This window comes from Pseudomonas sp. B6002 (assembly GCF_013385985.1).
GTDB lineage: Bacteria > Pseudomonadota > Gammaproteobacteria > Pseudomonadales > Pseudomonadaceae > Aquipseudomonas.
Window position 1 is genome coordinate 37,792 of sequence record NZ_JACAOY010000008.1, and the last position, 15,200, is coordinate 52,991.

Genomic DNA, 15,200 nt, shown 5'->3' on the forward strand with positions numbered 1-15,200 from the left:
CTGACATTCAGCCTCTATGTCGACTGATACGCCGCTATCGCAGGCAAGCCAGCTCCCACATTTTGACCCGGTTACGCCAGAGAATTTGAGTCAAACCACCTGTTGCGGAGCTCCAGCCCCCATGAAGCACAATGTCATCCTTGTCGTGCTCGACGGCCTGAACTTCGAGGTTGCGCGGCACGCCATGGGGCACTTGCAGGCCTATGTCGGCGCAGGACGCGCAGCGCTCTACAAGCTGGAATGTGAACTGCCCGCCCTGTCCCGCCCGTTGTATGAATGCATCCTGACCGGCGTGCCACCGATCCAGAGCGGTATCGTGCACAACCATGTTTCGCGCCTGTCCAACCAACGCAGCATTTTCCATTACGCCACCGACGCCGGCCTCACCACAGCGGCGGCGGCCTACCACTGGGTCAGCGAGTTGTATAACCGCACGCCCTTTATCGCCGCCCGTGATCGTCATACCGACGACAAGGCGCTGGCGATCCAGCACGGGCATTTCTACTGGAATGACCACTACCCCGATTCCCACCTGTTCGCCGATGCCGAAAGCCTGCGCCGCAAACACGCGCCGAACTTCCTGGTGGTGCACCCGATGAACATCGACGACGCCGGGCACAAGCACGGCCTCGACACGCCGCAGTACCGCAACAGCGCACGCTCGGCCGACATCATCCTCGCCGACTACCTGCAAGGCTGGCTCGACGCCGGCTACCAGGTGCTGGTGACGGCCGACCATGGCATGAACAGCGACCGCTCCCACAACGGCCTGCTGCCGGAAGAGCGCGAAGTGCCGTTGTTCGTCCTTGGCGATGCCTTCAGCCTGGAGGCCAATGCCGCGCCCCGGCAGACCGAACTGTGCGGCACCGTCTGCGAATTGCTGGGCGTGCCCCACGACAAACCTGTATGCCGGGAGCTGTTGAAATGACCCGTGGTAAATGGCTGGCGCTGCTGTGCCTGGTGCCGTTCGCGCTGTTCTTTATCGTGTTCGAAATTGCCCCGCTGGTGTGGGTGCTGATCAACAGCCTGCAAACCGAGGAAGCCGGTTGGGGCCTGGAAAACTTCACGCGCATCTTCAGCTCGAAGTTCTACCTGCAAGCCATCCAGTTCAGCCTGGAGATCAGCTTCTATTCCAGTGTCTTCGGCATCATCATCGCCACGCTGGGCAGCTACTCCCTGCGCCGGGTGGATTCGCCGCTGCGCAATTTCGTCACCGCCTTCGCCAACATGACCAGCAACTTTGCCGGCGTGCCCCTGGCGTTCGCGTTCATCATCCTGCTGGGGTTCAACGGCAGCATCACCCTGATGCTCAAGCAGGCCGGGATCATCCAGGACTTCAACCTGTATTCCAAAACCGGCTTGATCATCCTGTACACCTACTTCCAGATTCCCCTCGGTGTGTTGCTGCTGTACCCGGCCTTCGATGCACTGCGTGAAGACTGGCGCGAGTCGGCTGCCCTGCTGGGCGCCAATGGCTGGCAGTTCTGGCGGCATATCGGCTTGCCGGTGCTCACGCCTGCGCTGCTGGGCACCTTCGTGATCCTGCTGGCGAACGCGCTGGGCGCCTACGCCACGGTGTATGCACTGACCACCGGCAATTTCAACGTACTGCCGATCCGCATCGCGGGCCTGGTCTCCGGCGACGTGTCACTGGACCCGAACATGGCCAGCGCCCTGGCCGTGGTGCTGGTGGCGCTGATGACCGTGGTCACCGTGGTCCATCAACTGCTGCTCAAGAGGAGCTACCATGTCTCGCGCTGAAGCCGGCCCGGCCACCCTCTACCATCGGGTAGTGGTGTACCTGTTGTTCCTGATCCTGGTATTGCCGCTGGTGGGCACCTTTGTCTACTCCATTGCGAGCAGTTGGTCGGCCACCGTGCTGCCGGCCGGCTTTACCGTGAAATGGTATGTGCAACTGTGGAGCGACCCGCGCTTCCTGGCCGCCTTCGGCCAGTCGCTGCTGGTGTGCGTGGGTGCGCTGATTCTGTCAGTGGTGTTGATTTTGCCGCTGCTGTTCGTAGTGCATTACCACTTCCCCAGGCTCGACGCCTTGATGAACATCCTGATCCTGCTGCCCTTCGCGGTGCCGCCGGTAGTGTCGTCGGTAGGCCTGCTGCAACTGTACGGCTCCGGGCCGTTAGCGATGGTGGGCACGCCGTGGATATTGATCGGTTGCTACTTCACCGTGGCGCTGCCGTTCATGTACCGCGCGATCACCAACAACCTGCAAGCCATCAACCTGCGTGACCTGATGGACGCCTCCCAACTGCTCGGCGCCAGCACCTGGCAGGCCGCGATCCTGGTGGTGCTGCCCAACCTGCGCAAAGGCCTGATGGTTGCCCTGCTGCTGTCGTTCTCGTTCCTGTTCGGCGAGTTCGTGTTCGCCAACATCCTGGTAGGCACCCGCTACGAGACCCTGCAGGTGTACCTCAACAATATGCGCAACAGCAGCGGCCACTTCACCAGTGCCGTCGTCATTTCCTATTTCTTCTTTGTGCTGGTGCTGACCTGGGCCGCCAATATCTTGAACAAGGACAAAAGCCAATGAGCTTCGTCAGCGTCCAACATTTGCAAAAAGGCTACGCCGGCACCCCGGTGTTCAGCGACATCAACTGCGAAATCGCCAAGGGCGAATTCGTCACCCTGCTCGGCCCGTCCGGTTGCGGCAAGTCCACCCTGCTGCGTTGCATCGCCGGCCTCACGCCGGTGGACAGCGGAAAAATCCTGCTGGATGGCCAAGACATTGTTCCGCTCAGCCCGCAGAAACGACACATCGGCATGGTGTTCCAGAGCTACGCGCTGTTCCCCAACATGACCGTGGAACAGAACGTCGCCTTTGGCCTGCGCATGCAAAAGGTCAACGCCGACGACAGCCACAAGCGCGTGCAGGAAGTGCTGCAACTGGTCGAACTCAAGGACCTGGCCGGCCGCTACCCGCACCAGATGTCCGGTGGCCAATGCCAACGCGTGGCCCTCGCCCGCTCGCTGGTCACCCGCCCACGCCTGCTGCTGCTCGATGAACCGCTGTCGGCGCTGGATGCAAGGATTCGCAAGCACCTGCGCGAACAGATCCGCCACATCCAGCGTGAACTGGGGCTGACCACCATCTTCGTGACCCACGACCAGGAAGAAGCCCTGACCATGTCTGACCGGATCTTTCTGATGAACCAGGGCAAGATCGTGCAGAGCGGCGACGCCGAAACCCTCTACACCGCCCCGGTGGATGTGTTCGCGGCGGGCTTTATCGGCAACTACAACCTGCTGGACGCCGACAAGGCCACTCAACTGCTGCAACGCCCGATCAACAGCCGCATCGCCATTCGCCCGGAAGCCATCGAGCTGAGCCGCAGCGGCGAACTCGACGCGCTGGTGCGCAGCCATAGCCTGCTGGGCAACGTAATCCGCTATCGCATCGAGGCGCGCGGCGTGGAGTTGGTGGTGGACGTGCTCAACCGTTCGGCCGACGACCTGCACCCGGACGGGCAACGCCTGGCACTGTCCATCGACCCAAGTGCCTTGTGTGAAGTAGCCTGATGCAACGATTGATTGAGAGAGCGTGACCGATGGCATTGGTAATTTTTGATCTGGACGACACCCTCATCCACGGTGACTGCGCCACCCTGTGGAGCGAGCAGATGGGCCGCCTGGGCTGGGTCGACCCCGAGTCGTTCATGCGCAAGAACAACGAACTGATGGACGCCTACAGCCAGGGCAAGCTGCTGATGGAAGACTTCATGACCTTCAGCCTGGAGCCGATGATTGGCCGCACACCGGAAGAAATCGAACACCTGGTGGAGCCGTGGGTCGAGGACGTGATCGAGCCGCTGATCTACAGCGATGCCACCAAGACCATCGCGCGCCACCGGGCCAATGGCGACCGGATCCTGGTGATTTCGGCGTCGGGCACGCATTTGGTCAAGCCGATTGCCGCGCGCATCGGCATCGACGAAGTGCTGGGGATCGATCTGGACGTCAGCCATGGCGTGTACAGCGGCCAGACCGTGGGCGTACTGACTTACCGCGAAGGCAAGATCACCCGCTTGCTGGAATGGCTGGAACAGGAAGGCGAGACGTTGGACGGCGCGTATTTCTATTCGGATTCGCGCAATGACTTACCATTGCTGAGCAAGGTGGAGTACCCGCAGGTGGTGAACCCGGATCCGGTACTGCGCGAGCACGCGGAAAAGGCCGGCTGGCCGATCCACCACTGGGTCTGAATTTAAACCCTAACCCTGTAGGAGCCGGCTTGCCGGCGATAGCAGTGTGTCAGATGAAACATTCTTCATTGATACACCGCAATCGCCGGCAAGCCGGCTCCTACAGGGGTGTGTTTCAGGTCAGGCTTTCGTCGATGACCAACACCAGCTTCCCGGAAATCTGGTTGGTCGCCAGCTCCGCAAACGCCGCCTCGGCGTCCTTGATCGGGAAGGTCTTGGCCAATTGCGGGCGCAAACGCCCTTCGACAAACAGCGGCCACACGTGCTGGCTGAGGTCACTGAACAGGTCTGCCTTGAACTGATCGCTGCGACTGCGCAGGGTCGAGCCCAGCAGTTGCACGCGCTTGCCCAGCACCTGGGCCAGGTCCAGCTTGGCCTCGCGGCCGCCCATCAGGCCGATCAACACCCAGCGACCGTCCAGGGCCAGCAGCTTGAGGTCCAGCGCCGCATAGTCACCGCCGACGGGGTCGAGGATCACGTCGAACGGCCCGAAATCCCGCAAACCTTCGATGCCATCGGTACGCACCACACCGCCCTGGGCGCCCAGCGCTTCGCAATAGGCCAGGCGCTCTGCCGAGCCGACACTGACCCAGCACGGGCTGCCAAACGCCTTGCACAGCTGGATCGCCGCAGAGCCCACGCCGCTGGCGCCGGCATGCAACAACACCTTCTCACCGGGCTTGAGCCCCGCCAGCTGGAACAGGTTGAGCCACGCGGTGCTGTACACCTCAGGCAGGGCCGCCGCTTCGAGCAGCGACAAGCCCTCTGGCACCGGCAGTACGTGGCGTGCGTCCACCACCACCTCCTCGGCCATGCCGCCACCGGCCAGCAGCGCACACACGCGGTCGCCGACCTGCCAGGATGAACCCGGGCCGACTTCGCTGATCACCCCGGAACACTCCAGGCCCAGCACGTGACTGGCGCCCGGGGGCGGAGGATAGAGCCCCGCACGCTGTAATAAATCGGCGCGATTGAGGCCCGCAGCCGCCACACGAATGCGAACTTGGCCTACATCGCAGGTAGGACGGGGTTCATCCAACCACTCCACGTGACCGTCAACGCCTTGCAATGCTTTCACAGTGCCTCCATAGTGAGTCTGGACTGAGCCCGTAGCTGTAGCGCCGGGCTTTTTGCATTATGCGACCGGACCATATGGAACCGGCTCCCTCAAAGACGGCCTAATATGCGTTATCAATTGCCCCCGCGTCGAATCAGCATGAAGCATTTGTTCCCAAGCACCGCCCTCGCTCTTTTCATTGGTCTCGGCTTTGCGTCGATGTCGACCAATACGTTCGCAGCCAACAGCTGGGACAACCTTCAGCCGGATCGCGATGAGGTGATTGCCAGCCTTAACGTCGTCGAGTTGCTCAAGCGCCATCACTACAGCAAGCCGCCTTTGGACGACGCTCGCTCGGTGATCATCTACGACAGCTACCTCAAGCTGCTGGACCCGTCGCGCAGCTACTTCCTGGCCAGCGATATCGCTGAGTTCGACAAGTGGAAGACGCAGTTCGACGACTTCCTCAAGAGCGGCGACCTGCAGCCCGGTTTCACCATCTACAAGCGTTACCTGGACCGCGTAAAAGCGCGTCTGGACTTCGCGCTGGCCGAATTGGACAAAGGCGTCGACAAGCTCGACTTCACCCAGAAGGAAACCCTTCTGGTGGACCGCAAGGACGCCCCTTGGCTGACCAGCACCGCCGCCCTAGACGACCTGTGGCGCAAACGCGTCAAGGACGAAGTGCTGCGCCTGAAGATCGCCGGCAAAGAGCCAAAGGCCATCCAGGAACTGCTGACCAAGCGCTACAAGAACCAACTGGCGCGCCTGGACCAGACCCGAGCCGAAGACATCTTCCAGGCCTACATCAACACCTTCGCGATGTCCTACGACCCGCACACCAATTATCTGTCGCCAGATAACGCGGAAAATTTCGATATCAATATGAGTCTGTCGCTGGAAGGCATCGGTGCCGTACTGCAAAGCGACAACGACCAGGTGAAGATTGTGCGCCTGGTGCCGGCAGGTCCGGCAGACAAGACCAAGCAAGTCGCGCCGGCTGACAAGATCATCGGCGTGGCCCAGGCCGACAAAGAGATGGTCGACGTGGTCGGCTGGCGCCTGGACGAAGTGGTCAAGCTGATCCGTGGGCCGAAAGGCAGCGTGGTGCGCCTGGAAGTGATTCCGCACACCAATGCGCCGAACGACCAGACCAGCAAGATCGTGTCCATCACCCGTGAAGCGGTGAAGCTCGAAGACCAGGCCGTGCAGAAGAAAGTCCTCAACCTCAAGCAGGATGGCAAGGACTACAAGCTGGGCGTGATTGAAATCCCGGCCTTCTACCTGGACTTCAAGGCCTTCCGCGCTGGCGACCCGGACTACAAGTCCACCACCCGCGACGTGAAAAAAATCCTGACTGAGCTGCAGAAGGAAAAAGTCGACGGCGTGGTCATCGACCTGCGCAACAACGGCGGCGGTTCCCTGCAGGAAGCCACCGAGCTGACCAGCCTGTTTATCGACAAGGGCCCGACCGTGTTGGTACGCAACGCTGACGGCCGTGTCGACGTGCTCGAAGACGAAAACCCGGGCGCCTTCTACAAAGGGCCGATGGCGTTGCTGGTCAACCGCCTCTCGGCATCGGCTTCGGAGATTTTCGCCGGCGCCATGCAGGACTATCACCGTGCGCTGATCATCGGTGGCCAGACCTTCGGCAAAGGCACCGTGCAGACCATCCAGCCGCTGAACCATGGCGAGCTTAAGTTGACGTTGGCCAAGTTCTATCGGGTTTCCGGGCAGAGCACCCAGCATCAGGGCGTACTGCCGGATATCGACTTCCCGTCGATCATCGACACCAAGGAAATCGGCGAGAGCGCCCTGCCCGAAGCCATGCCGTGGGACACTATCCGTCCTGCGATCAAGCCGGCGTCGGACCCGTTCAAACCGTTCCTGACGCAGTTGAAGGCTGACCACGATGCGCGTTCCGCCAAGGATGCCGAGTTCGTGTTTATCCGCGACAAACTGGCCCTGGCCAAGAAGCTGATGGAAGAAAAAACCGTCAGCCTCAACGAAGCGGACCGTCGTGCGCAGCACACCTCCATCGAGAATCAGCAGCTTGTGCTGGAAAACACCCGCCGCAAGGCCAAGGGTGAAGACCCGCTCAAAGAGCTGAAGAAAGAAGATGAAGATGCACTGCCGGCCGAGCCGGAAAAAACCAAGCCGGAAGATGACGCCTACCTGGCGGAAACCGGTCGCATCCTGCTGGACTACCTCAAGATCTCCAAGCAGGTTGCCAAGCAGTAAATGATGGCAATTTAATGTGAACACTCCCCGGAGTGTCATCATATAGACATCATTCTGTCGTGAAATGAAGGACCGCAGGCGTTAAGCCTGCGGTCCTTTTTTTTCGATCGAGATCGCCATGACCATGACCGAACAGCTGAATGCCCTGAGCTCAATCCTGGCTCAAGGCAGTTTGCACAGCCTGTTCCAACCGATCATCTGCCTGTCCGAGAGGCGCATCCTCGGCTACGAGGCCTTGAGCCGTGGCCCGTCCAACAGCCCGCTGCACTCCCCCGTCGCGCTGTTCTCGGTGGCCAGCCACGCCGGGCGCCTCAGTGAGCTGGAGATCGCCTGCCGCGAGAGTGCCTGCCGACGCTTCAGCGAGCAGAAATTGCCGGGCAAGCTGTTCCTGAACATCTCGCCGGAATCCCTGATGGAAACGGCCCATCAACCGGGCCGCACATTGCAATTGCTGCGTGACTTCGGCATTCCACCCAGCCAAGTCGTGATTGAGCTTACCGAGCAGACGCCGACCGACGATTTCGACCTGCTGCAGACCGCCTTGCACCACTACCGTGACATGGGCTTTGCGATTGCTCTGGATGACTTGGGCGCCGGCTATTCCAGCTTGCGGTTATGGTCGGAGCTGCGCCCGGATTATGTGAAGATCGACCGGCACTTTATCGACGGCATCCATCAGGATGCGCTCAAGCGTGAGTTTGTCGGTTCTATCCTGCAGATCGCCAAGGCGTCTCGCGCCCAGGTGATTGCCGAGGGCATCGAGCTACCGGAAGAGTTGGCGGTGCTCACGGAGATGGGCGTCGACCTCGTTCAAGGCTACTTGCTTTGCCGCCCCCAGGAGCACCCGCCGCAGGAGGTGCGGACCATGCTGCCCAAACAGGATAACGCCAACATCGCCCTCAACGAAGAAGGCAGCGACCTCAGCGCCCTGCTCAACGAGCAACCTGCGGTCGACCAGGACACTGCCACCGCGCAGGTGCTGGAATCGTTCCGCCGCCAGGCCAACCTCAACTCGCTGGCGGTGCTGGACGGGCGCGGCCACCCGGTGGGTATCGTGCACCGGCATTCGTTGTCTGACGCCCTGCTCAAGCCCTTTGCCACCGACCTGTTCGCACGCAAGCCGATCAGCCGTCTGATGAGCAATGACTTTCTTGCCGTGGAGCTGAGCCAGTCGCTGCAGCAAGTCAGTCGCCTGCTCACCAGCCGTGCGCGACAGCGCATCGAAGAAGATTTCATCATCACCTTGAACGGGGATTATCTGGGCCTGGGCCGGGTGATTGACGTGCTCAAGCTGATCACCGAACTGAAGATCCAGCAAGCGCGCTACGCCAACCCGCTGACCTTGTTGCCCGGCAACGTGCCGATCCAGCAATGCCTCACACGCTTGCTGCAGCAACAGCGCGAGTCGGTGATCTGCTACGTGGATATAGACAGCTTCAAGCCGTTCAACGACATCTACGGTTATGGGCGTGGGGATGAAGTGTTGTTGTGCCTGGCGCAATGCCTGAATGATCGGGTAGACCCCAGCCGCGACTTTGTCGGGCATATCGGCGGCGATGATTTTCTGCTGGTGCTGGGTCCGCAGGACTGGCGCAAGCGGCTCAACCAGCTGCTGGATGATTTCCACACCCAGTGTCGGCGGTTCTACCGTGCCGAACACCTGGATGCCGGTTGCTTCGTGGCATTGAACCGCCAGGGCGTGCGGCAGGAGTTTGCCCTGTTGTCGCTATCGATTGGCGTGGTGCATCTCTATCCACAGGCCTGTGGACAACTCGATGCCAGCCAACTGGCAGAATTGGCCTCCCAGGCCAAGCACCATGCCAAGGACGTGGCCGGCTACAGCATCCATGTGATCGACAGCATGGACATGCTGCCCCAACCGCTTTAGGCCTCGGCCGATTCCGGATACTCGTACTCGAACACCCGCACCACCTCCGAGGCGTGCCAGGACGCAGCGGCCACGCCATCGGATGGCCCGCTGAAGCGCCCCAGGCGCTCCACACACTCAAAGAAGCCGGTACGCGGCAGGCGGCTAGCGCCCTGGCTGATCACCAGCGAGCTGCGCAGCGGCTGCTCGGCCTTGGCATCCAGCGCCGCCAGATGTTCCAGGGCCGCCGCCAGGGTTTGCATGGCCGGCGTGGGAAATTGCAGGCGCTCCAGCAGCGCGCGGTAGGTCAGCAGATGGCGCTGGCGGCGCGCCTGGTCCAGTTCGTTGAGTAACCCATCCCAGTGTTGACGGCTGATACGTAGGCTCAAGATTCATCCCTCCAACCTGCAACGCCCAATTCCCAGGCCAGGCTGCGGCGAATAGCGGCATCCGGCTGGCGCTCACCACTTTCAATCAATCCTAGATAAGAGGGGCTGATGCCCACGGTACGGGCCAAGGCCTCGATGGCCAGCCCTTTGGCTTCACGCAGGCCGCGCAGGTCTGCGAGCGGGCGCAGGTCCCTGTCGGGAGCGGGGGTGACAGCAGGGGAAGAAGCCTGGGTGGGTGTCGGTTGACCGGCGGCTTTTAGTAGCGCCTGGTACTGATCCCATGGCAACACCGCGTATTCGGGTTCGCCATTGCGTGAAATTATCTGAATATCCATGACTGCCCCGTAGGATAACAACACTTACTAAGTAAGTTCTTTCCTTAGAAGTGTAATCCTAACAGCCACAAAGGTCGCAGGGGGATAGCCGCGTTGTCAGTTTTTTTGCGGTTTTTCCTTTGCCAGCAGTGCCGGCGTCGCGGGTAAGCGCTCAACCACCGCCAGTTTTTCCGGGCGCTGGGCATCGCGCCAGGCGCGAAAGGCGCTCAGCTCGCCGTCCAGGGTCTTCATGACCCAGGCCAGCACCGCGATGTCGTCGAGCATGCCGAACACCGGGATGAAGTCAGGGATCGCATCAATCGGGCTCAAGAAGTACATCAGCCCGGCCACCACCGAGATCAGCGCCTTGGGACTGATCGCCCGGTACTCGCCGCGCCAGTAGGCCAGGCACAGGGCCTGGAGCAGCTTGAGATCGTCCTTGAGCTTGCCCAGCCGGTTGCCCTGGCTCGAACCTTTGGCGGCGACCGCAAACAGCAGGGTTGGCAGACGCCCCCGCCCCAGCAGGCGCGCGGCCATGGGCAGGAAGCGGGTGAAATTGAAGGGTGCTTTCATCGTCACTCCCGTTCCAGGCGACATAAAATGTTATCCACACAAATTGTGGATAACCTTGTGAACAGAGCCGGTTTTTTCGGCTGAAAGCCACGACCTGCAAGGCTTGCAGTCAGATCGGGCATTTTTTGCGCACATAAAAAAACCCAAGATTTCATTGACTTGGCGCTGATCTGCGACTACCCGTGCTCGAGTCTTATATCAGACTCCCACCGGCCCCGGACGTTCGTTTGGATCTGTAGTGAGCGGGCTTGCCCCGCGCTGGGGGGCGACACCGATCCAAATCCAGGCTCCTGAGTCTTTCTGAAATACCGCAGCGCCCGGATTGGGGCGGCTTCGCCCCCCAGCGCGGGGCAAGCCCGCTCACTACACCGCAGAAACAACAACGCCCCGTCGAAACGGGGCGTTGTGTGTGCTCAGGCGCTGGTTACTTCTTGGCAGCCGGGGCAGCAGGGGCTTCAGGAGCGTCAGCCTTGGCTGGGTCCTTGATGGCCAACAGCTTCAGGTTGAACACCAGTACCGAGTTGGCAGGGATCGCCGGGCTCGGGCTCTGGGCACCGTAGGCCAGGTCAGACGGGATGTACAGTTCGGCTTCTTCACCGACGTGCATCAGTTGCAGGCCTTCGACCCAACCCGGGATCACACCGCTGACCGGCAGGTCAATCGGGCTGCCACGGTCTTCGGAGCTGTCAAAGGTGGTGCCGTTGGTAAGCTTGCCGGTGTAGTGAACAGTCACGACGTCGGTTGGCTTAGGCTGGGCGCCATCGGATTTCTTCACGATCTTGTACTGCAGACCGGAAGCGGTGGTGACGACGCCGTCTTTCTTGGCGTTGTCTTCGAGGAATTTCTTGCCGGCGGCTGCCGACTCTTCACTCATCTTGGTCATGCGTTCTTCAGCACGCTTTTGCAGTGCGGCAAACGCTTCAACCAGTTCTTCGTCTTTCAGCTTCTGTTCTTTCTTGCCAACGGCATCTTCGATGCCTTGGGCTACCGCTTTGGAGTCCAGGTCATCCATGCCTTCTTGAGCAAGGCTTTTGCCCATGTTCAGGCCGATGCCGTAGGAAGCTTTCTGCGCCGGGGTTTTCAGCTCTACGCTGGTCTGCGAATCACAACCCGCAAGTACCAGGCTAACCAGGGCCACCGCCGCCGCCAACCGATGCTGTTTCATGCTATTTCCTTGTTCATGCGCCAATAGGGCATTCGAATAAAGTCGCGAGCTTATCAGGCGGCCACGACCAATGGCTACCGGCATGTGAGCGGGAAACTTCTGATAAGTTCACGTGTTTAAAAGCATTTTCATTCATTATGGAGGCCCGCGACGGATCGCGGGACCACACGCCACCAGGCTCATGGCCACTTGCCGCACCTGTGACGTGATGGCATAACAACGCTACAACTCGACAAGGATAGTTATCTTGCGCATTTTTTCCCGTGTTTTACTCCTGATATTTGCCCTGCTCGGCATCGCCCTGGCCGTGGTGCTCTATTACACCGTGAACCCCAAACTCCCGGATTACACACCCGTGGAGCAGGTGCACTACCAGGATCAATGGAGTGCCGCCGACCGTCAGACCTACTACTTCACGCCCCAGGGCACCCAGGTAAAAGGCCTGCATTACGATTGGTTCACGGCCCTCGAACTGCCATTTTCGGACGCGCGTTTTGCCACGCCGGAGTACCTTGCACGCTTCGGTTTCCTGGTGGACCCCAAACAGGTTCCCACCACGCAAAACCCCGGCAACCTGCCCGTCGGGTTCGCCCGTCATCAGAATGCCGGCAGCAACGTCGAGTACCTGGACATCACCTGCGCCGCCTGCCATACCGGTGAATTGCATTTCAAAGGCCAGGCCCTGCGCATCGACGGCGGCTCGGCCCAGCACGTGCTGCCCTCCAGCGTACCGACCCTGCGCGGCGGCAGCTTCGGCCAGGCCCTTGTCGCCAGCCTCGCTGCCACCTACTACAACCCGTGGAAGTTCGAGCGTTTTGCGCGCACCGTGCTCGGCACACATTACGACGATGACAGCAAAAAACAGCTGCGCCAGGACTTCAAGCAGTCGCTGAACCAGTTCCTCAAGGTCGCCTGGAACGACACCCATCGCGGCCTCTACCCCACCGAAGAAGGCCCGGGCCGTACCGACGCGTTTGGCCGCATCGCCAACGCCAGCTTCGGCGACGCCATTTCCCCGGACAACTACCGTGTCGCCAACGCGCCAGTGGACTACCCGCATTTGTGGGACATCTGGACCTTCGACTGGGTGCAATGGAACGGCTCGGCCCAGCAGCCCATGGCGCGCAATATCGGCGAAGCCCTTGGCGTGGGGGCCACGCTGCAGTTCTTCGACGGCGCCGGTCAACCGCTGCAAGGCGATGCGCGTTACCCCTCCAGCGTTAGGGTACGTGACCTCAACCTGATCGAAGAAACCCTGCAACGCCTCAAGCCACCGACCTGGCCCGAAGACTTGTTCGGTGCCATCGACAAGCCGCTGGCCGCCCAGGGCCGCGCCCTGTTCGCCGAGAACTGCGCCGGCTGCCACGTGCCCAGCGTCACCCAGGAAAATGGCCGTCCGGTGCAGCAACTGAAAATGCTGCCCGTGGACTACATCGGCACCGACCCCGGCACTGCCAGCAACATCGCCGACCAACGCTATGACCTCAGTGCGTTGCAGTGGGACCCGGCCGAATTGGCCAAGCTGAATGTCGAGCTGCACCCCACCCCGACCGAGCCGCTGGACCTGAAAAAAATGTCGGTGGCCAAGGGCCTGGCCTACGTCACCGCCTTCGTCGAAGACCACGCCTACCGCGCCGCCGGCGTAACGCCAGCCGAACGCCCACGCCTGGACGGCTACGGCCTGCCCATCGGCGTGCGTGAACTGCGCGCCTATAAGGCTCGCCCGCTGGCCGGTGTCTGGGCGACCCCGCCGTTCCTGCATAACGGCTCGGTGCCGACGATCTACCAATTGCTCTCGCCCCAGGACGAGCGCAGCACCACCTTCTATAAAGGCACCTTCGACTACGACCCTCGCCACCTGGGCTTCCAGACCGACGCGTTCAAGAACGCCTTCCTGTTCGACACCAAAATCACCGGCAACCACAACAGCGGCCATGAATTCCGCGCCGGCCAACGGGGCAACGGCGTCATCGGCCGTGGCCTGCAACCGCAGGAGCGCTGGGCGCTGCTGGAATACCTCAAAGTGCTGGGCGGCCCGCTGGAGCAACAACTGCCATGATTATCCGATCGCAATACAACGAACGCTCCCTGCTCGCCCGCCTCTGGCTGCGCCTGGGCCGGTTTCTCGGCAAGACCATTCTGTGGCTGGTCGGCCTCGGGCTGCTCGGCTGGCTGGCTGCCACGACCTGGTTTGCCTGGCAACACAGCGGCCCGGTGTCGCCCAACGAGCAGATCCCGGCGGGTGAAGCGGCGATGACCCAGGGCATCATCCAGACCGCCGTACGCATCGTCGACCAGCACCGCGAAGGCACGCGCTACCTGCGCGACGCCCACGCCAAGGCCCACGGTTGCGTGAAGGCTGAAGTCAGCGTACTGGCAAACCTCGACCCCGCATTGCGCCAGGGTGTGTTCGCCGAGCCCGGCAAGACCTGGCAAGCGATGATGCGGCTGTCCAACGGCAACGCCTACCCGCAGTTCGACAGCATCCGCGATGCGCGGGGCATGGCGATCAAGCTGCTCGATGTACCGGGCAAACAGCTGATGGCCGACCAGCAAGCGCGCACGGAGCAGGACTTCGTGATGTTCAGCCACCCGAACTTCTTTGTCAGTGACGTGGCGGAGTACGCGCAAAACATCGGCGCCCAGGCCAACGGCAAGAAGGTCCTGGCGTTCTTCCCCAAACTTGATCCACGCAGCTGGCAGGTGCGGCACCTGTTCATCGCCCTGGCCACACTGGCACCCGCGCCGGCCAGCCCGACGCAGACCACGTACTTTTCGGTTTCGCCCTACAAGTTCGGCACGGCCAATGCCAAGTTCCGTGTCGCACCCGACCCGCAAAGCTGCCCGGAATACGTGCTGCCCAAACAGAACCAGGACCTGCCGAACTTCCTGCGTAGCGCCTTGAATCAACAGCTCTCCACCGACCGCGTGCCGGCCTGTTTCGTGTTGCAGATCCAGCGCCAGAACCCGCAGAAATTCATGCCGATCGAAGACACCAGCATCGAGTGGAAGGAAAGCGACGCGGCGTATGAAACCGTGGCCAAGGTGAAAATCCCGCCGCAGGATTTTGATACGCCAGCACTGAACCTCGCGTGCGACAACCAGTCGTTCAACCCCTGGTTCGGGGTGCAAGCCCATCGCCCTATCGGCGGGATCAACCGCTTGCGCAAAGCGGTCTACGAAGCGATCAGCGACTACCGCCACAGCCGCAACCTGTAGGAGCCGGCTTGCCGGCGATGACGGTATAACGGGCGACATGGATCAAGTGCATATCCGTTATTTAGGTAACGGCGACTTAGGGTTCCGCCCTTACGGCGGGTCACTTTTGGAAAAGAGCCCCAAAAGTAACCAAAAGGGCTCTTGCCCCACCACTCGGC

The 15,200-nt window shown here is 61.2% G+C and carries 14 protein-coding genes; 9 read left to right on the forward strand and 5 right to left on the reverse strand.

Translation table 11 applies throughout. From position 1 onward, the window contains the following. Positions 1-121: 121 nt before the first annotated feature. From HX792_RS12575 to HX792_RS12595, 5 genes are read left to right on the forward strand one after another with little or no spacing between them, the layout of a single operon-like run. Entirely contained in the window at positions 122-928 is an 807-nt protein-coding gene (locus HX792_RS12575) for an alkaline phosphatase family protein (RefSeq protein WP_176996419.1), read from the forward strand. Next, positions 925-1,761, forward strand: coding sequence for an ABC transporter permease (locus HX792_RS12580; protein WP_371319350.1), 837 nt, complete (start codon positions 925-927; stop codon positions 1,759-1,761). Before HX792_RS12575 ends, HX792_RS12580 begins: the two co-directional genes overlap by 4 nt. Continuing rightward, positions 1,748-2,548, forward strand: coding sequence for an ABC transporter permease (locus HX792_RS12585; protein ID WP_176996421.1), 801 nt, complete (start codon positions 1,748-1,750; stop codon positions 2,546-2,548). Before HX792_RS12580 ends, HX792_RS12585 begins: the two co-directional genes overlap by 14 nt. Then, complete coding sequence (locus HX792_RS12590; RefSeq protein ID WP_176996422.1) at positions 2,545-3,534, forward strand: ABC transporter ATP-binding protein; 990 nt, start codon at positions 2,545-2,547, stop codon at positions 3,532-3,534. The genes HX792_RS12585 and HX792_RS12590 overlap by 4 nt, the downstream gene beginning before the upstream one ends. Before the next feature lie 29 nt (positions 3,535-3,563). Then, positions 3,564-4,217 (forward strand): HAD family phosphatase, encoded by a 654-nt coding sequence (locus HX792_RS12595; protein ID WP_176996423.1) that lies wholly within the window; start codon positions 3,564-3,566, stop codon positions 4,215-4,217. 115 nt (positions 4,218-4,332) lie between these two features. Here HX792_RS12595 and HX792_RS12600 read toward each other — a convergent pair whose 3' ends face one another. Further along, entirely contained in the window at positions 4,333-5,295 is a 963-nt protein-coding gene (locus HX792_RS12600) for a zinc-binding dehydrogenase (RefSeq protein ID WP_176996424.1), read from the reverse strand. 138 nt (positions 5,296-5,433) lie between these two features. Between HX792_RS12600 and HX792_RS12605 the strand changes: the two genes are divergently transcribed. Next, a complete protein-coding gene (locus HX792_RS12605; RefSeq protein WP_176996425.1) occupies positions 5,434-7,515 on the forward strand; it encodes a carboxy terminal-processing peptidase in 2,082 nt (693 codons plus the stop codon). 118 nt (positions 7,516-7,633) lie between these two features. Continuing rightward, positions 7,634-9,403, forward strand: a complete 1,770-nt coding sequence (locus HX792_RS12610; RefSeq protein WP_176996426.1) for a bifunctional diguanylate cyclase/phosphodiesterase — start codon at positions 7,634-7,636, stop codon at positions 9,401-9,403. Here HX792_RS12610 and HX792_RS12615 read toward each other — a convergent pair. The 4 genes from HX792_RS12615 to HX792_RS12630 form a co-directional block, all read right to left on the reverse strand. Beyond that, positions 9,400-9,771 carry a hypothetical protein gene (locus tag HX792_RS12615; protein ID WP_005786715.1) on the reverse strand — a complete coding sequence of 124 codons (372 nt, stop codon included), beginning with the start codon at positions 9,769-9,771 and terminating at the stop codon, positions 9,400-9,402. The genes HX792_RS12610 and HX792_RS12615 overlap by 4 nt on opposite strands. Further along, positions 9,768-10,106, reverse strand: a complete 339-nt coding sequence (locus tag HX792_RS12620; protein ID WP_176996427.1) for a helix-turn-helix transcriptional regulator — start codon at positions 10,104-10,106, stop codon at positions 9,768-9,770. Before HX792_RS12620 ends, HX792_RS12615 begins: the two co-directional genes overlap by 4 nt. A gap of 96 nt (positions 10,107-10,202) precedes the next feature. Continuing rightward, complete coding sequence (locus HX792_RS12625; RefSeq protein ID WP_176996428.1) at positions 10,203-10,658, reverse strand: YkvA family protein; 456 nt, start codon at positions 10,656-10,658, stop codon at positions 10,203-10,205. A gap of 424 nt (positions 10,659-11,082) precedes the next feature. Beyond that, positions 11,083-11,823, reverse strand: coding sequence for an FKBP-type peptidyl-prolyl cis-trans isomerase (locus tag HX792_RS12630; RefSeq protein ID WP_176996429.1), 741 nt, complete (start codon positions 11,821-11,823; stop codon positions 11,083-11,085). Between the two features lie 247 nt (positions 11,824-12,070). On the opposite strand from HX792_RS12630, the gene HX792_RS12635 reads away from it, so the two are divergent. Together HX792_RS12635 and HX792_RS12640 are read left to right on the forward strand one after the other, a co-directional pair. After that, complete coding sequence (locus HX792_RS12635; RefSeq protein ID WP_176996430.1) at positions 12,071-13,882, forward strand: di-heme-cytochrome C peroxidase; 1,812 nt, start codon at positions 12,071-12,073, stop codon at positions 13,880-13,882. Next, the gene (locus tag HX792_RS12640) at positions 13,879-15,042 is read left to right on the forward strand and encodes a catalase family protein (protein ID WP_176996431.1); all 1,164 of its coding nucleotides are present in this window, start codon (positions 13,879-13,881) and stop codon (positions 15,040-15,042) included. Before HX792_RS12635 ends, HX792_RS12640 begins: the two co-directional genes overlap by 4 nt. The last annotated feature ends 158 nt before the right edge of the window (positions 15,043-15,200 follow it).